Raw genomic sequence first — 21,822 nt, forward strand, 5'->3', positions numbered from 1 at the left:
CTGATGATCCAGACATGTTGTGACTGAGAGAGATTTGCGCTCCCGTTTGGAAAGGAGAGCGACATGTCCAACTCATCCAATTCCTACGCTTCATCCTCACTGCCGCCCGGCGATCTGCACATCCGTGTCGAGCGGCAGGGCCTTGCCTTGGGCGCGGCGCGCGAACGGACGCTGCGCGCCGACACGGATTCGCGGGATCGTGAAATGCGGCTGGAGGCAGCGATCGATGATTGGGAAAATGAAGGCGGCACCGCCAACCCGGTCGCCCCCGCGTCCCTGCCCGGCCTTCCCGACAGGATCGGCGGCCTGCGCTGGCTTGCCGATCTGTTTCGCGACGACACTCTTTCCCGTGCGGTCATTTTCAACGGCCTGCTCTTGCTGATCGCGGCGGCGGGTCTCGCTGTCCTGCTGAACGATTGACGCCGATGCCCCCGCAGCCCCGCGGCCCCGCAGCGCCAACCGGAATGGATCAGGGAATGAATCATCGACGCACCGGACCGGGTCTGGCGGCCGCACCATCGCCCCTGTCAGCCGGCGGACTTGTCCGGCTGCACAGGCTTGAAGCCATGCTCGAAACCGCGCGTGACAAGATCGCGCGTGGCGAAACGCTCTCGCGGGCCGACCGGCAACGCCTCAACGCCGCGCTCGACGCGTTCGCCGCCTGATGAACGGCAGGCCGCCCTTCGAAGCCATCGGCTCGGGAACGACCGTTCCCCCGCCTGTCACTTCCCCGGCGGCGTGCGGTAGGGGATGAAGTCGCCCAGGGCGCAGGCACCCGATGTGATGCCCGTCTGCAAATTGGCGGTGGTGGTGAAATCGCCCCGGCACAGTTGCGACCCGAAACTGCGCACGATCATCGTGTCGCCATAGGTCAGGCCGTTGCAACTACCGATCAGCTCATTCTTGTAGACCAGCTTCCTGCTCACCCGATAGAGGAGCACATTGTTGCTGATGACCGTCAGGTTGGTCTGCGGCTCGCGGTTGATGCAGCTCTGCTTCTCGCCCGGCACCTTGCCTGCTAGCGCCTTGTCCAGCTCGGCCGCCTGCTTGTCCGTCAGCGGCCGGGGTTCATAGCTGCCGGTGCAGGCCGCCAACAGCAGCGGCGCCATTCCCATCCACGCGCGCATCGCGACTCTCCCGATCATAGCCACCCACAGGACGGCATCATAAGGCAAAAACCGTCAGGCCGCATCCTTGGCCGCGCGTCGTTCGGCCAGTTGCTCGACGCTGCGCGCGCGCATGAAGATGTTGGTCGCCCGCTCCTCCCCGATGCTGGTCGGCACGGTCGGCTCGCCGCGCACGCGCGCCGCCTCCACCGCCGCGACCCGCGCGGCGATCGCTGCATTGTCCGGCTCCACCGTCAGCGCGAAGCGGCCGTTGGAGAGCGTATATTCATGCGCGCAATAGACCGCCGTCTCGTCGGGCAGCGCCGCCAGCCGCGCCATGTTGGCGAACATCTGCGCCGCCGTCCCCTCGAACAGCCGGCCACATCCCATGGCGAACAAGGTATCGCCCACGAAAATGATGCGATCCCCCGCCAGATGATAGGCGATATGCCCCGCCGTATGCGCGGGCACCTCGATCACTGTCGCGGCATGATCGCCGATGCGGACGCAATCGCCCTCTTCCACCGTCCGGTCCAGCGTACCGATCTTCCCGGCCTCCGCCGCCGGGCCGGTGATGATGCACCCTGTCGCGGCCTTGATCGCCGCATTGCCGCCGACATGATCGCCATGCCAGTGGGTGTTCCAGATCTGGCCGATGCTCCATCCCCGCGCGGCGGCCGCCGCCAGCACCGGATCGGCCACCGCCGGGTCGACCGCCACCGTCTCGGCGCTGGCCGGGTCATGCAACAGCCAGACATAATTGTCGCTGAGGACGGGGATGCGGACGACCTCCAGCATGGCGCTCACCAGCTGCCGATATTGGGCATCGACACCCAGGGTTCGGCCGGCTCCAGCCGCCCGTCCTGCAACAGCTCGATCGAGATATTGTCGGGCGTCCGCACGAAGGCCATATGCCCGTCGCGCGGCGGCCGGTTGATCGTCACGCCCGCGTCCATCAGCCGCTGGCAGGTCTCGTAGATATTCTCGACCTGATAGGCGATATGCCCGAAATTGCGGCCGCCATCATAGGTTTCGGCCGGGCTGCCATCCTCCGGCGGCCAGTTGTAGGTCAGCTCGACCTGCGCATCCTCGTCGCCCGGCGCGGCGAGATAGACCAGGGTGAAACGGCCCTGTTCGCTGTCGAAGCGCCGGACTTCATTAAGGCCCAGCAGTTCGAAAAAGCCGATGCTCTTGTCCACGTCGGTCACGCGGATCATGCTGTGCAGATATTTGGGCAAGACGGCCTCCGTTCGTCGCCGTAAAGCAACGGTTCATCTCAGGAATGACAGATATGGCCCTAAGATAGGATCGCGCCCCACCGGACGGAAGAGGAAAGCAGCATGGCGATGGAGATGCGGGACAAGGTTTTGCTGGGCAGCGCCGCGCTGCTGGCGGTCGGCATGGTCGCGGGCGGCTATCTGCTGGGCGACGGCCTCACCCGCGCCAGGGCGGCGGACCGCTCGGTCACCGTCCGTGGCCTCGCCGAAAAGGATGTCACCGCCGATCTCGCCACCTGGTCGATCAGCTATTCGGCGACCGGCTTCGACCTGCCCACCGTCCGCGCCGAAATCGACGCCAACACCCGGGAACTGCAATCCTATTTCCGCACCCTCGGCTTCAAGCCCGACGAACTGAAGCCGGTGGGCGCGGGCGTCAACCAGTGGCTGAACAATGGCGTCAGCACGATCACCATCACCCAGCGGATGCTGCTGCGCACGACCGACATCCCGCGCGCGCAAAAGGCCGTGGCGCAGCAATTCGATCTCGTGCGGCGCGGCGTGACGCTCCAGGAAGGATCGGGGATGCGCTACAGTTTCACCAGGCTCAACGATGTGAAGCCCGCGATGGTCGCCGCCGCGACGAAGGACGCCCGCGCCGCCGCCGAACAGTTCGCCAAGGATTCGGGCGCCGGCGTGGGCGGCATCAAGAGCGCGACCCAGGGCTATTTCTCGATCGACGCGCGCGACGGTGAAGGCGGCGACGGTGCCAGCGACACGCCCTACAAGAAGGTGCGCGTCGTCACGACCGTCGACTTCTACCTGAAATAGGAATGCGGCGCCTGTTGCGCCATTTTTCCCTTGAAATGCCCAACAGGACTCAGATTAAATCCTTATATAACAATCTATTAAATATCGACACAACCAACCAGCGCACGCAACTGTCCAGATCGTTGTCGGGATAAGAGCGACGAAGCGCGCGCTCAGCCCCCCGCCGGCAATCGGGTCAGATTGTCCGCCGCCGCCTTGCCCGCGGGCGATTCCGGCGCGATCCTGACTGCCCGTTGCCAGGCCGATCGCGCCACGTCGGCATGATCGGTCAGGATCGCGACATTGCCCTCCTCCAGCGCGACCGAGGCGTCATCGGGGGACAATTGCACGGCCCGCGCAATATGCGCCTGCGCCAGGCGCAGTTCGCCCGATCGCCGCGCCAGCGTCGCCGACAGCAGCCAACCCAGCGGGTCGGCGGGCGCCTGCGCCAGCGCCACGTCCAGCGACTCCCGCGCCGCCTTCATATCGCCCAGCGCCACCAGCGCCCGCGCCCGGTCCAGATGCACCTCGCCCTTTTCCAGCCCGTCGGGCAGGCCGCGCGCCAGCGCCGCGTCGAAACTGGTGCGCGCCTTGGCCACGTCCCCGGCGGCCAGCGCCGCATTGCCCGCCTGCGCCCACAGCCGCGCGCCCTGCACCATCTCGCCGCCGCGTTCCGCCTCCTCGGCCGCCTGTTCGAAGGCGACGATGGCCGGCGTCCAGCGTTCCGCGCGGGCATAGGCGAACCCCATGCAGTGCCGGGCGTAGAAGCTCCCGCCCTCCATCCGCCACTTCTGGGCGAAGGCGACGCCGGCATCGGGCGATTCGATCGCCTGGTCGAGGCAGGTCTGGAACGGTGCGGCGAATTTGGCCGGCACCGGAATCCTGCCGTCGTCGCGGGCGACCGCATTCCCTCCTGCCGGTGCGACCGGCGCCGCCGCCGCTGCGGCGCGCTCCTCCTGCTTCTGCTTGCGGCTGCGGTTCATCACCGCCTCGATCTCGGGGTCATAGGCCTGGAGCAGGAGCGGCAGTAAGAAGGGCATCAGACATTATCCACGGTTTGGGCCAACAGGCTGGCGACGGTGCGGACCAGCAGGGCGATGTCGCCGTCGCGGGAAAGACGATGGTCGCCGTCCTTAATCAGCAGCGTCTGCACATCGGATGAACGCAGCCGCCCGGCGGTCCGCAGCGCGATCTCCCACGGCACGTCCGGGTCCGCCTGCCCGTGCAGCAGCCGCACCGGGCAGTCGATCGCGATTTCATCCTCCAGCAGGCGCAGCCCCTGCCCCGATTCCCAGAAAGCGAGCGTCGTCACATAGGGATGGTCGCCATAGGGCGTCGGCTCCTCGATCCGTCCTTCCGTCCGCAGCAGTGCCTTGTCCGCATCGGTAAAGCCCCATTCCGTGAAATCCGGCGCGGCGGCGATGCCGACGATGCCCGCCACCCGCTCCGGCCGCGCCAGCGCGACCAGAAGCGCCAGCCAGCCCCCCATCGACGATCCGACCAGCACGACCGGTCCCTTCACCAGCGCGTCGAGCAGCAGCAGCACGTCGTCGCGCCAGCTCGCCAGCGTGCCGTCGGCAAAGCGCCCGTCGCTCGCGCCATTGCCGCCATAGTCGAGCCGCAGAATCGCCCGTCCCTGCCGATCCGCCCAGCCATGCAGCGCCACGGCCTTCCCGCCCTCCATGTCGGACATATAGCCCGGCAGGAAGACCAGGGTCGGCCCCACCCCCGCGCTATGGCGATAGGCCAGGCGCAGACCGTCGGGCCGGGTGAAGAAGGCGGGCGGCGCGGGATCGGCGATGGTCATGGGCGTTGTCATATCCTGGTTCAGACGGCGCGCCTGCCCTTAGACCGGCTTTTTGCCGAAACCCAAAAAATAATGCAGCCAACGCGTTGACAGCCCCGGAGGCACCCGTTAGAGGCGCCCTCCTACCCCGTGCCCAGATGGCGGAATTGGTAGACGCACCAGCTTCAGGTGCTGGCGATCGCAAGGTCGTGGAGGTTCGAGTCCTCTTCTGGGCACCATTTTTCAGCAAGCCTGAAAATACTCAAAAGCGGCTGGCAACGGCCGCTTTTTTGTTATCTCGCACAAATGTCGGCTTCTCGGGTTCGACGCCATCGCGCGCAGCACAACCCTGTCTGTCAGAATAAGGATCCGCCTGTCGCGCAACCTGCACGATGCCCCGCCTTGCGGCGAAGTCGTTGCTCATCTTCAGGAAAAAGGTTGGCGGAGACGGAGGGATTCGAACCCTCGGTAGCCCCTTAAGGCTACGACGGTTTAGCAAACCGCTGGTTTCAGCCACTCACCCACGTCTCCGCACGGATTTGCCCGTCTCTTGGGGAGAGGGGCAGTGGCTAGGGCGCGGCTATAGCGAGGGCTTTGCTGCATGGCAACGGTCCTGTGCAGGGATTTTTTCGCTATGGGGGGACCAAGGGATTTCGGTCCGGCCCGGAATCGACTCGGGTCGCCGTTCGTTCATTGTCGGCTCAGCTTTACAGCCGATAATCTGGAATATGGTCTCAAGAGCGGGCATCCGGGGAGTATCGGGCATGATCGGCATCAAGGGGCGCGTGAGCGTCCGCATCGCACGCGCAACGACGTTGATCGCGGCGCTGGCGGGATTGGCGCTGACTCCGGTCGCGATTTCCGCACAGGTCCGCACGATCGATCCCAACACGGCGATCGACGCCGACCTCGCTCCACCGCCACCGGCGACCAGCGCGCCGACCGATCCCGGCGTCGATCCCAGCGTCGATGATGGCGCTAACGACAGCGGCACCAGCTACGATCCGCCGCCCCCGGTCGCGGCGCCGCCGTCCAGCGGCACGACCGCGACCGGCGCGCCCGTGACGGCGGATTCGCCACCCTCGACCATTTCCCCTGGCCAATCCTACCAGGAAGACGACCTGATCGGCGCCGCCGAGGGCGTGTTCGGCAAGGGCGCGGAAGGCCTGGCCGGCATCATCGAGAAAATCCTGAAGGATCAGGGCCGCCCCAACGCCTATATTGCCGGGCGTGAAGCATCGGGTGCCTTCGTCGTGGGCCTGCGCTACGGCTCGGGCACGCTCAACCACAAGATCGAGGGCAAGCGCGAAGTCTATTGGACCGGCCCGTCGATCGGGTTCGACGTGGGCGGCAACGCGGCCAATACCTTCGTTCTGGTCTATAATCTCTACGATACGCAGGAACTGTACCACCGCTTCCCCGCAGCAGAGGGGACCGCCTATCTGGTCGGCGGCTTTACCGCCAGCTATCTGCGCTGGGGCAATGTCGTGCTGATTCCGATCCGTCTGGGCGTCGGCTATCGCCTGGGCGTCAATGCCGGTTACATGAAGTTCACCGAAAAGCGGAACTGGCTGCCCTTCTGATAAGGCTCATAGCGACAGGGCGAGTTGCTCGCCCTGTTCGCCTGCCTCTTCCGATTCCAGATTATGCACCCCCAGCCCCAGCAGCCGCGCTCCCATGCGCAGCGGCAACTGCGCCAGCAGCAGTTCGCGTCCCGCCTGACGCAGCAGGTCCGGCGACCGCACCGGCGCTGAAAAGCTGCGCGACCGGGTGATGATGCGGAAATCGGCGAACTTCACCTTCAGCACCACCGTCCGGCCCCAGACCTGCGCCCTCTCGATGCGGGTCCACAGGCTGACCGCGATGCGCTCGATCTCCGCCACCAGCGCCGCCTCCTCGACAAGGTCGTCGAAGAATGTGTCCTCCACGCTCACCGACTTGCGCCCTTCCCGTTCGCGCACCGGACGATCATCCTCCCCCCGTGCCGCGCGATAATAATAGTCGGCCATATTGCCGAAATGGGCTTGCAGGAAATGAAGGTCGCGCGCCCGCAGATCCGCGCCGGTCTCGATCCCCAGCGCCTGCATCCGCTTCGCCGTCACCGGCCCCACGCCATGGATGCGCCGCACCGGCATGGCGGCGATGAAGGCCGCGCCCTCTCCGGGCCGCACCACGCAGATGCCGTCGGGCTTGTTCTGGTCCGACGCCAGCTTGGCGATCAGCTTGTTGTAGGATACGCCAGCCGAGGCGGTAAGGCCCGTTTCCTCGCGGATCATCCGCCTGATCGCCTGCGCGACCTGGGTTGCCGAACCCATGCCAGGCTTGTTCACGGTCACGTCCAGATAGGCTTCATCGAGCGACAGGGGCTGGATGATGTCGGTGAACCGGCTGAAAATCTCCCGCACCTGCGCCGACACGGCGCGATAGACCTCGAACCGCGGCTTGACGAAGACCAGGTCGGGGCAAAGCCGCCGCGCCCGCGCGCCCGGCATGGCGGATCGCACGCCGAACCTGCGCGCCTCATAGCTGCACGTCGCCACCACGCCGCGCGGCCCGCCGCCGCCGACCGCGATCGGCAATCCGCGCAAGCCCGCATCGTCGCGCTGCTCGACCGACGCGTAGAAGGCGTCCATGTCGATATGGATGATCTTGCGCGCGCCCGAGTCCATGGTGCTCGCTATGCCATAAGGAAGAACGAAAGGGAAACGTCAGCGCAGCAGGCGCAGATTGTCGAGCAGCGCTTCCAGATGCGCGCGGCTGATGCGGCTCCAGACATTATAGGTGCAAACCTGGCCGCCGACCCGCAGATAGGCCACCGAATGCAGTCCCCTGCCCTCGGGATTGTCGGCCGGATACGGCTCCGCGCCCGACAGGCCATAGCCAGCGAAGGCGGGCGCGGGCAGGCCGTCAATGTCCCGCAGATGCGGCCATTGCGTCGCCAGTCGCGCGCGTTGCGCCGCCGCCGGCGCCTCATCCTGCGGCAGCAGGCTCGGTCCGGCAAAGCCATAGGCGCTGCGCAGCGCGGGCAAGTCGAACGCGACGCCCCAGCCGCCGCTGAAATCGGCGGCGCGCGCTACACCCTGCGCGCCCGCGTCCGACGCGAGCGCAAGCGGCGCACACCCGCGCCTGTCCCTGGATCTGGACCATTGGGCGCGGGCGATCTCTTCGCCCACCAACGGCTCGGGTCCGTGCGACGACGCGGCTGGCGACCCGGCCCGTGGGGCACCTAGGGGTGGGGAGGCATTGTCCTTCGGCCGATCGGCCTCCATGCCGTCCGATACCGTAGGAACAGGTGCGCCCGGCGACCCGCCGTCGCAGGCACCCATCATCGTCACCGCCATCCACATCCATCGCCGCATCGCGTCAGGACGCAGGGGCCGACGACCGGGTTCCCTATTTCCTGTCCTTGAGGCCCAGAAGCGCGGCGAACGGGCTGGCCTGTTCCTCGCTCAGCACGCCTGCCTCCTTCAGATAGGCGTCGGCGTCCGGTGCCCGCGGAAACGGGATCATCGCCAGCGCCATCGTTTCGGCCACCGCCTCGCCCATGTCGACGACCTGCCCATCATAGCCGATCGTGTCGCAATCCTCGGCGTCCAGTTCCAGTTCCTCGGCTTCGGGCGTGCCTTCGCCTTCCACCACGAAGCGCAGCACGAAATCCGTGTCGATCGTCTCGGGCACCGGCACGCCGGTCGCGACGCAGGGCTGGGCCAGCGCGGCGCGCACCCGCCCCCGCGCCATGATCGCGCCATTCTCCTCGGTCAGCGTATAGTCCGCCTCCAGCCGGTCGAGCGCGGACAGGCCGAAGCGGCGGGCCAGCGCCTCGCGCTCGGCCGCGTCGGCCGCGATATGGGTGTCCCCGGTCAACCGCTTGACCTGGTCGGCCTTTACGGGCCGGGAAAATTCGGGCGTCATGCTCATCCAAGATCTCCTGCCAGCAGGGCGTCACGCGTCAGGCACCCCAGCCGCGTCCAGCGCGCGCGCAGACCGGCCTCAACATGAGCGACGGCCGCATCGGCCACATCCGCGCCGCGGTACAGGTTGCGGCGCAGCGCGTCGGCCAGATCCGCGTCGCCGGTCAAAGCATCGCGATAGGCGCTGATCCGCCCGCCAAGCGCGCTCATCATGCGCCCGACATGCTTGCCGACCACGACGTCGCCAATCCCTTCCTGCCGCAACTGCCCGTCCATGTCTTCAACGAACAATTCGGTCAGCCAGACGCTTTCCTGCGCCGCGCCCTGTTGTTCCAGCCGGATCAGCGCCTGCGCCAATATGGCGACGATCATGTCGAACCGGCCGTCAAGCGTGTCCGGCACCGCGCCCTCCAGATACCAGTGCGGCCGCCGCCCTTCGCCCACGACGGCATGATAGAGCGGCCGCAATCCCTCGCGGGGGTCAGTCCGACCGAAGAAGCGATGGAGGAAGGAGGAGGTGCTGGACATGGAACGGAACGGCTTTTCGAGACGGATCGGCCGGCGGCGCGCCGTCCGATGTTTTGCGCCCCTTGTCGGGGCTTGCGCATTTCCATATTGATCGCTGCGTCGCCCAATGCAATGGCGGCATCAGTTTTATCGGGTTCGCGGGACATGCCCCCGCAGGAGACGTCCATGCCTCAGTTCAGCCGCCATTCCCGCCGCGGGCGCGTATTGATCGCCGTCGGCCTCAGCGCGCTGCTGCTCGGCACCTCGGCCTGCACCCGCATCCGCAGCCATCAGGGCTATCAGGTGGACAAGCTGCTGGTGGATTCGGTCCAGCCGGGCATCGACAATCGCGCCTCCGTGGAAGGCACGCTGGGTCGCCCCAGCTTCGTGTCGCAATTCGGCGAGCAGGACTGGTATTATGTCTCGCGCAACATGCGCGCGCTCGCTTTCTCCAATCCCAAGCCGGTCGACCAGACGGTGCTGCGCGTGCGCTTCGATCCGGCCGGCAATGTCGTGGCGGTCGACCGCATGGGCCTGGAGCAGGTAGCGAACATTTCGCCGATGGGCGACAAGACCCCGACGCTGGGCCGCAACCGCAGCCTGTTCGACGAGATTTTCGGCAATATCGGCGCGGTCGGCGCCGGCGGCATGGGTGGCCAGGGCGGCGGCCCCGGCGGCGGCCCTAACGGCAGCTAAAGATCCTAACGCCCGGCCTCGACAGAGACCGGGCCTTTCCTTTCGTGCGTTCACGTCGGGAGCGGGATGAACTCGCTTTCTTCCGGGACCGGCGCGAAACGCCGGGCCTGCCAGTCGGCCTTGGCCTGCTCGATCCGGTCGGCCGACGACGAAACGAAGTTCCAGTAGATGTTGCGCTTCTCGGGCAGCGGCTCGCCGCCCAGCAGCATCAGCCGCGTACCTCCCCTCGCTCGCAGCACGATCTCCGCGCCCGGCTTGAACACGACCAGTTCGCCGCTCGCGAAGCCGCCGGTCTGGCCGATCACCTCGACCTCGCCCGCCACGACATAGATGGCGCGTTCGATATGCTCCGCCTTTAACTGATAGAGCGCGCCATCCTGAAGCGCGATGTCGGCATAGACCATGTCGGAATAGGTCTTCACCGGCGACACCAGCCCGTCGGAACTGCCTGCGATCAGGGTGAGGCGCGCGCCCGCATCCTCGATCGTCGGAATCTCGTGCGCCTTGTGGTGGGCAAAGCCGGGATCGGTCTCCTCATATTGCGTCGGCAGCGCGACCCAGGTCTGGAGGCCGAACAGCTTGCCGCCCCTGGCGCGATTCTCTTCGGAGGTGCGTTCGGAATGGACGATGCCCCTGCCCGCCGTCATCCAGTTCACCTCCCCCGGCCGGATCGGCTGGATCGACCCCACCGAATCGCGATGAAGAATCTCGCCCTCCAGCAGATAGGTGACGGTGGCGAGGCCGATATGGGGGTGTGGGCGGACATCCAGCCCCTCGCCGCTGTCGAAGACCGCCTCGCCCATCTGGTCGAAGAAGATGAAGGGGCCGACCATGCGGCGATGCGCGGACGGCAGCGCCCGGCGCACGGAAAATCCGTCGCCCAGATCACGGACCGGCGGGAGGATGATCATGTCGACGCCGTCGACCTCGGAAGTGCGGATGGACATGGGACTGGACCTTTCGGAAAGGGGAATGGAGGGGTCAGGCGCCCAGCAGCGCCAGCGCTTCGATCTGGGCGCGGGAATAGCCCTGCGCGGAGAGGGTCGGGACATGACGCTCGGCGATCCTGCGAGTCCGCCCGGTTTCGCAGAGGAAATCGCGCACCGGCGCCAGATGGGCGGGCGGGGTGGCCGGAGCATTCTTCCTGGGGCCGATCAGCACGTCGACGGCATGGGAAATGCGTGAGCGCAGCGACCCGGCGGCCGCAGGCTGGCCGCAACCGCAATCTGCGACGGCAGCAAGGGTCGCCTGCACGTCCTGCCATTCGGCAGGGCTGAGGCGCGGGGTAGCAATGGTCAGCATGGGCAGGGCCTCCTTCTTCGTCCTGATGCCATCCTTCTAGCCGGTCGGGGCTTTGCGGATCAGATGGATAAAATCGGTCAATCTATTCTATGAAGTTGAAAAGGGCGTGGTGGTGCCACGCCCTTTCCCGGTCATCACGCCGCGTCGACCAGCACGATCTCACTATCCTCGATCGCGGTGACGCGGATCACGTCGAGATCGCTGATCGCGGCGCCGTCACGGGCATTGATGCGGATATCGTCGATCCGGATCGCGCCAGTCGCGGGCACCAGATAGGCTTTGCGATCACGGCCGATCGGATATTCGGCGGTTTCGCCGGCCTTGAGCGTCGCGGCGACCACCCGCGCATCAGTGCGGATCGGCAGCGCGTCATTGTCATTGTCGTAGCCCGACGCCAGCGTCACGAAATGACCGGAGCGTTCGCCCTTGGGGAAGGGGCGGGCGCCCCAGCTGGGCGCTTCGCCGTCGCGTGTCGGGATGATCCAGATCTGGAAGATCTTGGTCGTCACATCCTCCAGATTATATTCCGAATGGCGGATGCCCGTGCCCGCGCTCATCACCTGGACGTCGCCCGCTTCGGTGCGGCCCTTGTTGCCCAGGCTGTCCTGATGGGTGATCGCGCCTTCGCGGACATAAGTGATGATCTCCATGTCGCGATGCGGGTGTGGCGGGAAGCCGGTCTGGGGCGCGATGGTGTCGTCGTTCCAGACGCGCAAATTGCCCCAGTGCATCCGCTTCGGGTCATGATAGCCCGCGAACGAGAAGTGATGCTTGGCGTCCAGCCAGCCATGGTTGGCGCCACCGAGGCTGTCGAAGGGGCGAAGTTCGATCATGTCCATGTCTCCTGCGGGACGCCACCGATGGAATTGGGCGTCCCTGTTGGAGATCATCTAGACCTTGCCGTCTTTCTCGGTCAGAGCGATAAAATCTGTCGAACTGTTCGAGGAAATGGAAAAGTGAACAATCCCGGCACGCCCACCTTCGACCAGTTGCGCATCTTTTTGGCGATCGTCGAAACGGGCAGCTTCGCCGGGGCAGGGCGCAAGCTCAATCGCGCCGTGTCGGTCATCAGCTATGGCATCGCCAATCTGGAAGCGCAGCTGGGCCTTACCCTGTTCGAGCGGGAGGGGACCAAGAAACCGCTGCTGACGGTGGCCGGGCGCGCGCTGCTGGCGGAAGTCCGCGCCATCTCGCACGGAATCGACGGGCTGCGGGCCAAGGTGAAGGGCTTGCTCGACGGGCTGGAGGCGGAGGTCAATCTGGCGGTCGATGTCATGCTGCCGGCCGAACGACTGGGGAAGGTGCTGCGCGCCTTCGCGAAGCAATTTCCGACGGTGCAGCTGCGCCTCCATGCCGAGGCGCTGGGCGCGATCGTCGCCATGGTGCTGGACAAGGGCGCGGTGATCGGCCTGTCCGGTCCGCTGTCGGCCGGGGTAGAAGGCATAGAGAGCATGGCGGCCGGATCGGTGCCGATGGTGCCCGTCGCCGCACCCGACCATCCGCTGGGTCGGATGGACAGCATCCCGTCCGGCGCGGGGCGCGACCATATCCAGCTGGTGCTGACCGACCGGTCGCGCTTCACCGAAGGTCAGGATTATTCGGTTTCCAGCCCGAAGACCTGGCGCCTGGCCGATCTGGGCGCGAAACATGCGCTGCTGCGCGAGGGCATCGGCTGGGGCAATATGCCGCTGCCGATGATCGAGCCGGACCTGGTGGCGGGCACGCTGGTGCGGCTCGCCATGCCCGACCATATCGGCGGCACCTATCGCTTTTCCGGCATCTGGCGGCGCGATACGCCGCCCGGTCCTGCCGCCTCCTGGCTGCTCGACCAGTTCGTGACGCTGGGCCGGGACGATCGGGAACTGGATGGCATGGGCGATGTCTGATGGCGGCGGCAAGGGATCGGCAACCTTCACGCGGTATCAGCGCCTGATGTCCACTCGCTTCGCTTCCGCCCCATGATCCGCCGGCATTTCGGCACGCTGCGGGGGCTGGCGCGCCTCGCCCTGTCCTATCCGCAACTGCTGCTGGGCCTGTCCGCCAGTCGCCGGCCCGATCCGCGCCGGGTGACGCGGCTGGTGTTCGTCTGCCAGGGGAATATCTGTCGCAGCGCCTTCGCCGATGTCGCGGCGCGGCGCGCGGGGCTGCGGGCCGCATCTTTCGGCCTGTCGACCACGACCGGGCGGGCCGCCCATCCCCCCGCTATCGCCGCGGCCCAGGATCTGGGTCATGATCTTTCGGACCATCGCGCCATCGACCTGTCCGACTATGTGCCGGAGCCGGGCGACCTGCTGCTGGCGATGGAAGTGCGGCAATTGCATCGCCTGGCCGCCGATCCGCGCCTGCGGGATCTGCCCCGCCAGCTGCTGGGGCGCTGGACGTGGCCCATGCTGCCGCATCTGCACGATCCCTATGGGCTGGACGATCGCTATATGGCGCGATGCCTGCGCCGGATCGGCGTGGCCGTCGAACGGCTGGCGATCAGCTTCCCCGGCGCAAGGCTTTCCTGACCATCTGCCCCATGTCGCGCAGCCACGGCCGGACATCGCCGGGGGTGAAGACATAGTAGCGCGCGCGCAGGTCGAAAAAGGCGAGCATATAGCCGATCAGGTCGGCGATCGGACGCCTGCGGAAAAAGGGATCGCCGATCTTGCCGGGGGCCAGCAGCACCCGCGCCAACCGCTTGGTTTCCGGCACCATGTAGCGCGCGCGCAGGTCGTCGCGCGGCCGGGGCGCCGGGTCCGTCTGCCCCAGTACGGTGCGCCGATAGGCTTCCCAGGCGAAATGCGCGCCACAGTGCCAGGCAAGCGGCAGGCTGCCCCAGTATCGGCCATTGACCTCCATCAGCCAATAATCCCCCGTGGCGGCATCATAACGATATTCCACCATCGCCGGTCCGTCCCAGCCCAGCGCGCGCAGCAGCGTTTCGGACAAGTCCATCTGCGCACCATGCGCCTCCGCCGGTTCCGCCCGGCACAAGGTCGAAACGCCGCCTTCGGGCGGCCATTCATGCAGGCGGCGATGCTGGAACCGCAAGGTCGCGCGGCCATCCTGCATGTAGAGCATCTGGCCCAGGCCGACACCTCGGCAATATTGCTGGATCAGCGGCCACCGCCGGATCGACTCATGGCGACGCAGAAGCGCGACCAGCTGATCGGGCGTGCGGACATATTCGGTCTTGAGCCACTCCAGACCGGCGTCCGCCAGCACCGGCATGATTTCCGGCGGATTGGCCCATTTCGCCACCAACGGATAATGCATGTCGGCGGCGCGCGCGGTGAAATCCTCGCCCGCCTGCGGTTGCCATGTCTGCGGCACGCGCAGGCCCGCCTGCCCGGCGACCGCCAGCGTGCGGCGCTTGTCGAGCACCTGTTCCAGCCGGTCGGGCCGGGGGACGAGGATATGGCAATTGCCGATGCGCGCCGGCAAGTCGCCAAGATCGAGCAGGTCATTTTCCGAAATGGCGAAGACGGCCGCCGCGCCGGTCCGTGCGATCAGGTCGGGCAGCCAGTCGGCCGCCGGTCCCTCCGGCCGCCGCACGACGCCCGCGCAGTGGCGCGATACCGCCGCCACCGCCATGGGATCGCGCGCCACCCCATGGACGGGCACGCCATGTCCGCCAAGTTCCCGAACGATCGTCAGGCTGATCGCATTTTCCAGCCCGATGACCAGGGCGACGGGCCGGGCTGTCACGCAGGAACCAGCCGATGTTCGTAGCGCCATGTCGCCCAGGCCTGCTGCGCCAGCCGCGCGCCCGTCCGCAGGCGGCTCGGCGCGACGCGCGTCAGCGGACGATGGTCAGCCTCGGCAATGGCGGGGGACAGATCGTGAAAGCCCGCGCCATGCAGTCGCGGAGTGCGCGCGGCCGTCCGGCAGAGCGCCTCGAACCGGGCCTTTACCGCACCATTAGGCCGCCGCCGATCACGCGAAAGCATCTCGAAACTATGGGTCACGACGACGAAGGCACCATGTCCCTCGGCTGCCGCGTGACACAGGCCAGCCCGCATTTCCGCCGCCGACATCGCGCAGATCTGGGCAGGACGGAAACCACCCGGCAGATCGGCGATGCCCGATACCGGCAGCTCGATCACGCCGTGCATATGCGCCGCCCCAATCTGCGCCGGATCGGCCATGACGCGACATTCCCGGCCGAGATAGGCAGGATTGACGCTGCTGTCCCAGCGGATACCGATAGCCGCGAGCGCCCGGAGCGTGTCGTCATTGGCGCCGAAATTGCCTGCGCGGAAGGCCGTGATCGCCGGCGCTCCGGCCTGCTCCAGCAACTGCTTGGCCAGGCCCAGGAGCCTGATCTGGTCGTCCAGCGGGAAATCGCCGATGTTGCGTCCCTGCGTGCCGCCGACCGGAGATTCGCGCGCCCATGCGAGCCATTCGGTATGAATATGCAACTGCACCTCATGCCCCCGCCCGACGATGCGGTCGACGATGGGCTTGAGGAAATCGGTCCCGAATACCAGCGCCGGCATGGGATCGAGGAAGAAGACGCCCTTGAGGCCGTGACGATCGAGCATGTCCATCTGCCAGCCGATGCCGACCGCCTGGCCCTGCGCCTCTGCCCAGATGGACCGGCGCACATTCTCCTCAAGGCCGACGCCCCGCTGATGCAGGGACGAGGAGAGCTCCGTGTCGACAGTGATGAGCAGCGCGGTCATTCAGCGATCCGGTGAGGTGCGGTTGGTCCGACATAGGCAATGGGCGTTAAGGAGCCGTAATATGTCCTCCATATGTCGAGCGAGCCACAATGCGGAAAGCAAGTCGCCCTCCTTCGCATCGAGACGCCGCAACGAGCCGCTTTCCTTCAACCCAGCAGCGAAAATTCCCCGTAATTGCCCTGAAAGAACAGCAGCGGCCGATCCGGTCGCTCCACTTCCAGCGCCACCACGCGACCCAGGGCAATATAATGATCGCCCGCTTCGTGCACCGCATCGAGCGTACAGTCGATCCAGGCGACGACGTCATCCAGGATCGGCGATCCGTGGGCCGACACGCGATGGGCGACTCCGGCGAACTTGTCCTGCCCCGGCCCGGCGATCTGGCGGCAGAGGGGCTGCTGATCGCTGGCCAGGACGTTGACGCAGAATTTGCCGACCTTCTGGATGCGCGGCCAGCTACTGGATGTCTTGGCCGGAAAGAAGGCGACCAGCGGCGGGTCGAGTGATACGGACGTGAAGGAACCGACGACCATGCCGACGGGCCCACCGTCCGCCTCGACGGCGGTCACGACACAGACTCCGGTCGGATAATGCCCCAGCACGCGCCGGAACGTCGCACTATCGAAACTGGTTGCCACGCTCATGCCCTGCTTGCTCCTCGGCGGATCATCGCCCTTCCCTCTCCTGCAGCACAGGCGCGTTGCAAGCGAAAAAGCATGGCGGATCGACAAACCCTATCCGGGCGTCGGCCGATCCGCGGGAAATCAGAGCGCGACCCCCCCCGCCGCCAGTACCGCCAGCGTCAGCAGTTCGGACGCATTGGAGGACATGGTGGCGATCTGCACCGATTTCTCCATGCCCACCAATATCGGTCCGATCATCGACGTACCGCCCAGTTCACGCAGCAGCTTGGCCGAGATATTGGCCGATTGCAGCCCCGGCATGACCAGCACATTGGCCGGCCCGGACAGGCGGCTGAACGGATAATTCTTCATGACGGCGGGATTGAGTGCCGCATCGGGGGTCATTTCGCCTTCATATTCGAAGTCGACGCCCCGTTCGTCCAGTACCTTCGCCGCGTCGCGCACATTGTCAAGGAAGCTGCCCGGCGGATTGCCGAAATTGGAATAGGAGAGGAAGGCGACCCGCGGATCATGCCCCATGCGGCGGGCGACTGCGACCGTGCCCTCGGCAATGTCCGCCAGTTCGCTGGCGGAAGGGCGTTCATGCACCGTCGTGTCCGCCAGGAACACCGTCTTGTCCTTTGCTACCATGACATGGATGCCGAAGGGGGTGCGGCCCGCCGCCGGGTCCATCACCCGCTTCACCTCGCGCAGCGTCTGCGCATAGGGACGGGTCACGCCGGAGATCATGGCGTCGGCAACCCCCATCTTGACCAAAAGGGTGCCAAAGATGTTGCGATCACGGTTGACCATCCGCTCGCAGTCGCGGCGCAGATGGCCACGGCGCTGGAGGCGCTTGTAGAGCAGGTCGACCATCTCGGGCACCAGGGGCGAATTGACGCTGTTGTGCAGTTCGAAGCTTTCCGGATCCTGGACGCCCAGTTCCTTGAGCTTGTCCAGAACATGGGCGCGGCCGACCAGCACCGGGATTCCATAGCCATGCTCGCGGAACTGGATGGCGGCGCGGAGCACCACCTCTTCCTCGGCCTCGGCGAAAACCACGCGCTTGGGATTGGCGCGGGCGACTTCATAGGCGGTGGTGAGGACGGTCGTAGTGGGGTTGAGACGCGCCTTGAGGGATTGGCGATAGGCCGCCATATCCTCGATCGGCTTCTGGGCCACACCCGTCTCCATCGCCGCCTGGGCGACGGCGGCGGGCACCAGTTCCATCAGGCGCGGGTCGAACGGCGCGGGGATGATGTAGTCCGGGCCGAAGCTGTGCGAACGGCCATAGGCCTTGGCCACTTCCTCCGGCACCTGCTCGCGCGCCAGGTCCGCGATCGCCTTGGCGGCGGCCAGTTTCATCGGCTCGTTGATGCCGGTCGCGCGCACGTCGAGCGCACCGCGGAAGATGAAGGGGAAGCCCAGCACATTGTTGACCTGGTTCGGGAAATCCGACCGGCCGGTGGCGACGATCGCGTCCGGCCGTACCGCCTTGGCGTCGGGCGGCAGGATTTCCGGGTCGGGATTGGCCATCGCGAAGATGATCGGCTTGTCGGCCATGGACTTCACCATGTCCTGCGACATCGCCCCCGCCACAGACAGGCCCAGGAACACGTCTGCGCCCTTGACCGCTTCGGCGAGCGTGCGGGCGTCCGTCCGGACCGCATGGGCCGACTTCCACTGATTCATGCCCTCGGTGCGACCCTGGTAGATGACGCCCTTGCTGTCGCACATGATGACATTATCGTGCGGCACGCCCAGCGCCTTGATCAGTTCGGTGCAGGAAATGGAGGCCGCACCGGCGCCGTTCACGACGACCTTCATGTCCTTCATGTCACGGCCGGTCAGCATGGCCGCATTGATGACGCCCGCCGCCGCGATGATCGCGGTGCCATGCTGGTCGTCATGGAAGACCGGGATGTTCATCCGCTCCTTCAGCGTCTGTTCGATGATGAAGCATTCGGGTGCCTTGATGTCCTCAAGGTTGATACCGCCAAAGCTCGGCTCCATCAGTTCGACCGCATCGATGAAGCGATCGACATCCTCGGTCTTGAGTTCGATGTCGATGCTGTCGACATCGGCGAAGCGCTTGAACAGCACCGCCTTGCCCTCCATCACCGGCTTGGACGCCAGCGCGCCGAGATTGCCCAGGCCCAGGATGGCCGTTCCGTTTGAGATGACCGCGACCAGATTGCCCTTGGCGGTATAATCATAGGCGGTCGCCGGATCCTCCGCGATCGCCCGCACCGGCACCGCGACGCCCGGAGAGTAGGCCAGGCTCAGGTCGCGCTGCGTCGCCATCGGCTTCGAAGCGATGATCTCGATCTTGCCGGGCCTGCCCGTCGAGTGGAAGAACAGCGCCTCGCGCTCGGAAAATTCCACATTCGATCGATCGGACATCGGGACCACCCATATTTTGGAACAACAAGCCGGCCCTAGCGGCAAGATTATCCTGTGGGCAAGTGCGAGAAGCGCAATTTTCCTACCTCTTTCCGAAGCGCTGGTTTCGGCGCGGGGTTCAGGCTATCCGCTTGCCCCATGGCCAGTCCGACCGATAGCAGCACGCAGCCCACACCAATGATGGCGCAATATCTGGCGCTGAAGGCCGAAGCGCAGGACTGCCTGCTCTTCTACCGCATGGGCGATTTCTTCGAGCTGTTCTTCGACGACGCAAAAATGGCCGCCGCGACGCTCGACATCGCGCTCACCAGCCGGGGCGAGCATGGCGGCGCGCCGATCCCGATGTGCGGCGTCCCGGTGCATAGCGCCGAGGGCTATCTGGCGCGCCTCATCAAGGGCGGGCATCGCGTCGCCATCGCCGAACAGACCGAAACGCCCGCGCAGGCGAAGGCACGGGGCGGCAAGACGCTCGTGGCGCGGGCGATCGTCCGCTACGTCACCGCCGGCACGCTGACCGAGGAGACGCTGCTCGACAGCCGGCGTGACAATATGCTGGTGGCGCTGGCGCAGGTGGGGGGCGAAGCGGCGGGCGAGATCGGCATTGCCGCCGCCGACATTTCCACCGGCCGGTTCGAAACGATGACCTGCCCCCTGGCCGACCTGCCGGCCGAACTGGCCCGGCTGCGGCCGAGCGAGACGGTGGTCGCCGACGGATCGGCGATCGACCTGGCGGAAGCGCATCCGTTCGATCGTGCCGCTTTCTCCAGCAGCCGCGCGGAGGACGCTCTGAAGCGCCTGTTCGGGGTCGCGACGCTGGACGGGTTCGGCCAGTTCGGCCGCGCAGAGCTGGCCGCGATGGGCGGTCTCATCGCCTATCTCGACCATGCGGGCAAAGGCACGCTGCCCTTCCTCGCCCCGCCACTGCGCAAGACCAGCGGCGGCCATGTGGCGATCGATGCGGCGACGCGAGAGAGCCTGGAGATCGTCGCGACCATGGCCGGATCGCGCGCGGGCAGTCTGCTGGGCGCGATCGACCGCACCGTCACGGGCGCGGGCGCCCGCCTGCTGGGGCAGGATCTGTCGGCGCCGCTGATGGACCTTTCCATGATCGAGGCGCGGCTGGGCCTCGTCCGGCTGTTCCATGACGATTCCATCCTGCGCGACCAGCTCCGCGTGGCGTTGCGCGCCCTGCCCGACATCGGCCGTGCGCTGGGTCGCGTCGCCGTCGGCCGTGGCAGTCCGCGCGATCTGGGCCAGCTGCGCGACGGCCTTGGCGAAGCGCGGCTGCTGCGCGAGCGATTGGGGCGCTTGCCGGACATGCCGCAATTGCTGTTGCAACTCTTGCCCGCCCTCGACGGCCATGGCGAGTTGGTGGATGGGCTGTCGCGCGCGCTCGTGCCCGCGCCTCCGACCGAAACAGGCAATGGCGGCTATATCGCCGACGGCTATGATCCGGCGCTCGACGAATTGCGCCGCATGGCGGGTGACGGCCGCCGCGCCATTGCCGCGCTGGAAGCGAAATATCGCGAGCAGACGGGCATTGCCTCGCTCAAGATCCGCCACAATGGCGTGCTGGGCTATCATGTCGAGGTGCCGGCGCGCGCTGCCGATGCTCTCATGGCCCCCGACAGCGGCTTCACCCATCGCCAGACGTTGGCCGGGGTGGTGCGCTTCAACTCGATCGACCTGCATGAGGAAGCAGGGCGCGTCGCGCAGGCCGGCGCCCATGCGCTGGTCGCCGAAGCCGCCCATCTGGAGGAGCTGATCGGCGCAGTGCTCGATCGCAAGGCCGATATCGCCCGCGCCGCCGATGCCCTCGCCCGGCTCGACGTCGCCGCCGCGCTGGCTGAACGCGCGGCCGAGGGCGGCTGGCAGCGGCCGCATTTCGTGCCCGCCGACGGCGCGGGCCAGTGCCTGGACATTGTCGGCGGGCGGCATCCGGTGGTGGAGGATGCGCTGCGCCGCGAGGGCCAGCCCTTCGTCGCCAATGACTGCCGCCTGTCCGACACCGACCGGCTCTGGCTCGTCACCGGCCCGAACATGGGCGGCAAGTCGACCTTCCTGCGCCAGAATGCGCTGATCGTCATCCTGGCGCAGGCGGGCGGCTATGTGCCCGCCCAATCAGCGACGCTAACCTTGGTCGACCGCCTGTTCAGCCGCGTCGGCGCGTCCGACAATCTGGCCAGGGGCCGCTCCACCTTCATGGTGGAGATGGTCGAGACCGCCGCCATTCTCGCGCAGGCGACCGAGCGCAGCTTCGTCATCCTCGACGAAGTCGGGCGCGGCACTTCCACCTATGACGGGCTGGCGCTGGCCTGGGCGGTGGTGGAGGCTGTGCATGAGGTCAATCGCTGCCGCTGCCTGTTCGCGACCCATTATCATGAACTGACCCGCCTCGCCGAGACCCTATCCTCCCTCTCGCTGCACCATGTCCGCGCCCGCGAATGGAAGGGCGACCTCATCCTGCTGCATGAACTGGCGCAGGGGCCGGCCGATCGCAGCTATGGCCTGGCCGTGGCGCGACTGGCGGGACTGCCGCCTGCGGTCCTGAAACGGGCCAAGGATGTGCTGGGGCGGCTGGAAGCGGGCAAGGCGAGGACCGGCGGGATCGCCGCCGGGCTGGACGATCTGCCGCTATTTGCAGCGGTCGCCGCGCAGGAGGAAGAGGACAAGACCAATCCGCTGCGCGCCGCGATCGAGGCGATCGACGCCGACGCCCTGTCCCCGCGTGAAGCGCTCGATCACATATATCGACTGAAACAACTGGCCGCCGATGCGGCACGGGACTAGA

Annotated in this window: 24 protein-coding genes and 2 tRNA genes; 9 read left to right on the forward strand and 17 right to left on the reverse strand. The window is 66.5% G+C overall.

All coding sequences use genetic code 11. The annotated features are described in order from the left end of the window. Positions 1–63 precede the first annotated feature (63 nt). Both A7Q26_RS23850 and A7Q26_RS23855 read left to right on the forward strand, forming a co-directional pair. The gene (locus A7Q26_RS23850) at positions 64–420 is read left to right on the forward strand and encodes a hypothetical protein (protein ID WP_066865680.1); all 357 of its coding nucleotides are present in this window, start codon (positions 64–66) and stop codon (positions 418–420) included. Between the two features lie 56 nt (positions 421–476). After that, on the forward strand, positions 477–665 hold the full coding sequence (locus A7Q26_RS23855; RefSeq protein WP_066865683.1) for a hypothetical protein: 189 nt from the start codon (positions 477–479) through the stop codon (positions 663–665). Positions 666–722: 57 nt separating this feature from the next. Here the strand turns inward: A7Q26_RS23855 and A7Q26_RS23860 are convergent, their stop codons facing one another. From A7Q26_RS23860 to A7Q26_RS23870, 3 genes are read right to left on the reverse strand one after another with little or no spacing between them, the layout of a single operon-like run. Beyond that, positions 723–1,127 carry a hypothetical protein gene (locus A7Q26_RS23860; protein WP_066865685.1) on the reverse strand — a complete coding sequence of 135 codons (405 nt, stop codon included), beginning with the start codon at positions 1,125–1,127 and terminating at the stop codon, positions 723–725. A gap of 54 nt (positions 1,128–1,181) precedes the next feature. Beyond that, entirely contained in the window at positions 1,182–1,904 is a 723-nt protein-coding gene (gloB, locus tag A7Q26_RS23865; RefSeq protein WP_066865687.1) for a hydroxyacylglutathione hydrolase, read from the reverse strand. Between the two features lie 5 nt (positions 1,905–1,909). Continuing rightward, positions 1,910–2,344, reverse strand: coding sequence for a VOC family protein (locus A7Q26_RS23870; RefSeq protein WP_066865689.1), 435 nt, complete (start codon positions 2,342–2,344; stop codon positions 1,910–1,912). 102 nt (positions 2,345–2,446) lie between these two features. Here A7Q26_RS23870 and A7Q26_RS23875 point away from each other — a divergent pair, with 102 nt between their 5' ends. Then, a complete protein-coding gene (locus tag A7Q26_RS23875; protein ID WP_066865692.1) occupies positions 2,447–3,154 on the forward strand; it encodes an SIMPL domain-containing protein in 708 nt (235 codons plus the stop codon). 152 nt (positions 3,155–3,306) lie between these two features. Here the strand turns inward: A7Q26_RS23875 and A7Q26_RS23880 are convergent, their stop codons facing one another. After that, positions 3,307–4,173, reverse strand: coding sequence for a tetratricopeptide repeat protein (locus tag A7Q26_RS23880; protein WP_066865695.1), 867 nt, complete (start codon positions 4,171–4,173; stop codon positions 3,307–3,309). Further along, entirely contained in the window at positions 4,173–4,940 is a 768-nt protein-coding gene (locus A7Q26_RS23885) for an alpha/beta fold hydrolase (protein WP_066865698.1), read from the reverse strand. Before A7Q26_RS23885 ends, A7Q26_RS23880 begins: the two co-directional genes overlap by 1 nt. A gap of 131 nt (positions 4,941–5,071) precedes the next feature. Between A7Q26_RS23885 and A7Q26_RS23890 the strand changes: the two genes are divergently transcribed. Beyond that, a tRNA-Leu gene (locus A7Q26_RS23890) sits at positions 5,072–5,158 on the forward strand. Between the two features lie 200 nt (positions 5,159–5,358). Here A7Q26_RS23890 and A7Q26_RS23895 read toward each other — a convergent pair. Further along, positions 5,359–5,450: transfer RNA gene (locus A7Q26_RS23895), tRNA-Ser, on the reverse strand. Positions 5,451–5,683: 233 nt separating this feature from the next. Between A7Q26_RS23895 and A7Q26_RS23900 the strand changes: the two genes are divergently transcribed. Beyond that, positions 5,684–6,502, forward strand: a complete 819-nt coding sequence (locus A7Q26_RS23900) for a DUF1134 domain-containing protein (protein WP_066865701.1) — start codon at positions 5,684–5,686, stop codon at positions 6,500–6,502. Positions 6,503–6,508: 6 nt separating this feature from the next. On the opposite strand, the gene dinB is transcribed toward A7Q26_RS23900, so the two are convergent. From dinB to A7Q26_RS23920, 4 genes are read right to left on the reverse strand one after another with little or no spacing between them, the layout of a single operon-like run. Beyond that, a complete protein-coding gene (gene dinB, locus A7Q26_RS23905) occupies positions 6,509–7,588 on the reverse strand; it encodes a DNA polymerase IV (RefSeq protein ID WP_066865704.1) in 1,080 nt (359 codons plus the stop codon). A 39-nt stretch (positions 7,589–7,627) separates the two neighbouring features. Beyond that, positions 7,628–8,260 (reverse strand): hypothetical protein, encoded by a 633-nt coding sequence (locus A7Q26_RS23910; RefSeq protein WP_157102679.1) that lies wholly within the window; start codon positions 8,258–8,260, stop codon positions 7,628–7,630. Between the two features lie 52 nt (positions 8,261–8,312). Next, positions 8,313–8,837: a DUF177 domain-containing protein gene (locus A7Q26_RS23915; RefSeq protein ID WP_066865710.1), complete on the reverse strand. Its 525-nt coding sequence runs from the start codon at positions 8,835–8,837 to the stop codon at positions 8,313–8,315. Then, positions 8,834–9,358 carry a ubiquinol-cytochrome C chaperone family protein gene (locus A7Q26_RS23920; RefSeq protein ID WP_066865713.1) on the reverse strand — a complete coding sequence of 175 codons (525 nt, stop codon included), beginning with the start codon at positions 9,356–9,358 and terminating at the stop codon, positions 8,834–8,836. Before A7Q26_RS23920 ends, A7Q26_RS23915 begins: the two co-directional genes overlap by 4 nt. Positions 9,359–9,523: 165 nt before the next feature. Between A7Q26_RS23920 and A7Q26_RS23925 the strand changes: the two genes are divergently transcribed. Next, entirely contained in the window at positions 9,524–10,033 is a 510-nt protein-coding gene (locus A7Q26_RS23925; protein WP_084439291.1) for an outer membrane protein assembly factor BamE, read from the forward strand. Positions 10,034–10,083: 50 nt separating this feature from the next. On the opposite strand, the gene A7Q26_RS23930 is transcribed toward A7Q26_RS23925, so the two are convergent. From A7Q26_RS23930 to A7Q26_RS23940, 3 genes are all read right to left on the reverse strand, one after another. Further along, positions 10,084–10,980, reverse strand: a complete 897-nt coding sequence (locus A7Q26_RS23930) for a pirin family protein (RefSeq protein WP_066865719.1) — start codon at positions 10,978–10,980, stop codon at positions 10,084–10,086. A 34-nt stretch (positions 10,981–11,014) separates the two neighbouring features. Beyond that, positions 11,015–11,335, reverse strand: coding sequence for a hypothetical protein (locus A7Q26_RS23935; protein WP_066865722.1), 321 nt, complete (start codon positions 11,333–11,335; stop codon positions 11,015–11,017). A gap of 134 nt (positions 11,336–11,469) precedes the next feature. Continuing rightward, complete coding sequence (locus tag A7Q26_RS23940; RefSeq protein ID WP_066865980.1) at positions 11,470–12,168, reverse strand: pirin family protein; 699 nt, start codon at positions 12,166–12,168, stop codon at positions 11,470–11,472. A 123-nt stretch (positions 12,169–12,291) separates the two neighbouring features. Between A7Q26_RS23940 and A7Q26_RS23945 the strand changes: the two genes are divergently transcribed. Together A7Q26_RS23945 and A7Q26_RS23950 are read left to right on the forward strand one after the other, a co-directional pair. Then, on the forward strand, positions 12,292–13,221 hold the full coding sequence (locus A7Q26_RS23945) for a LysR family transcriptional regulator (protein WP_066865725.1): 930 nt from the start codon (positions 12,292–12,294) through the stop codon (positions 13,219–13,221). Between the two features lie 72 nt (positions 13,222–13,293). Continuing rightward, entirely contained in the window at positions 13,294–13,845 is a 552-nt protein-coding gene (locus tag A7Q26_RS23950; RefSeq protein WP_066865728.1) for an arsenate reductase/protein-tyrosine-phosphatase family protein, read from the forward strand. On the opposite strand, the gene A7Q26_RS23955 is transcribed toward A7Q26_RS23950, so the two are convergent. The 4 genes from A7Q26_RS23955 to A7Q26_RS23970 all read right to left on the reverse strand — a co-directional run bounded on the left by A7Q26_RS23955 (position 13,817) and on the right by A7Q26_RS23970 (position 19,031). Further along, the gene (locus tag A7Q26_RS23955; protein WP_443018186.1) at positions 13,817–15,058 is read right to left on the reverse strand and encodes a carboxylate--amine ligase; all 1,242 of its coding nucleotides are present in this window, start codon (positions 15,056–15,058) and stop codon (positions 13,817–13,819) included. The genes A7Q26_RS23950 and A7Q26_RS23955 overlap by 29 nt on opposite strands. Next, complete coding sequence (locus tag A7Q26_RS23960) at positions 15,025–16,005, reverse strand: polysaccharide deacetylase family protein (protein WP_066865734.1); 981 nt, start codon at positions 16,003–16,005, stop codon at positions 15,025–15,027. The genes A7Q26_RS23955 and A7Q26_RS23960 overlap by 34 nt, the downstream gene beginning before the upstream one ends. Positions 16,006–16,151: 146 nt before the next feature. Beyond that, positions 16,152–16,649 (reverse strand): flavin reductase family protein, encoded by a 498-nt coding sequence (locus tag A7Q26_RS23965; protein WP_066865737.1) that lies wholly within the window; start codon positions 16,647–16,649, stop codon positions 16,152–16,154. A gap of 120 nt (positions 16,650–16,769) precedes the next feature. Continuing rightward, entirely contained in the window at positions 16,770–19,031 is a 2,262-nt protein-coding gene (locus A7Q26_RS23970) for an NADP-dependent malic enzyme (RefSeq protein ID WP_066865740.1), read from the reverse strand. A gap of 138 nt (positions 19,032–19,169) precedes the next feature. Here A7Q26_RS23970 and mutS point away from each other — a divergent pair, with 138 nt between their 5' ends. Next, positions 19,170–21,821: a DNA mismatch repair protein MutS gene (gene mutS / locus A7Q26_RS23975; protein WP_066865743.1), complete on the forward strand. Its 2,652-nt coding sequence runs from the start codon at positions 19,170–19,172 to the stop codon at positions 21,819–21,821. Position 21,822 lies beyond the last annotated feature (1 nt).

Source organism: Sphingobium sp. TCM1, from assembly GCF_001650725.1.
In the GTDB taxonomy this organism is placed as follows: Bacteria; Pseudomonadota; Alphaproteobacteria; order Sphingomonadales; family Sphingomonadaceae; genus Sphingobium.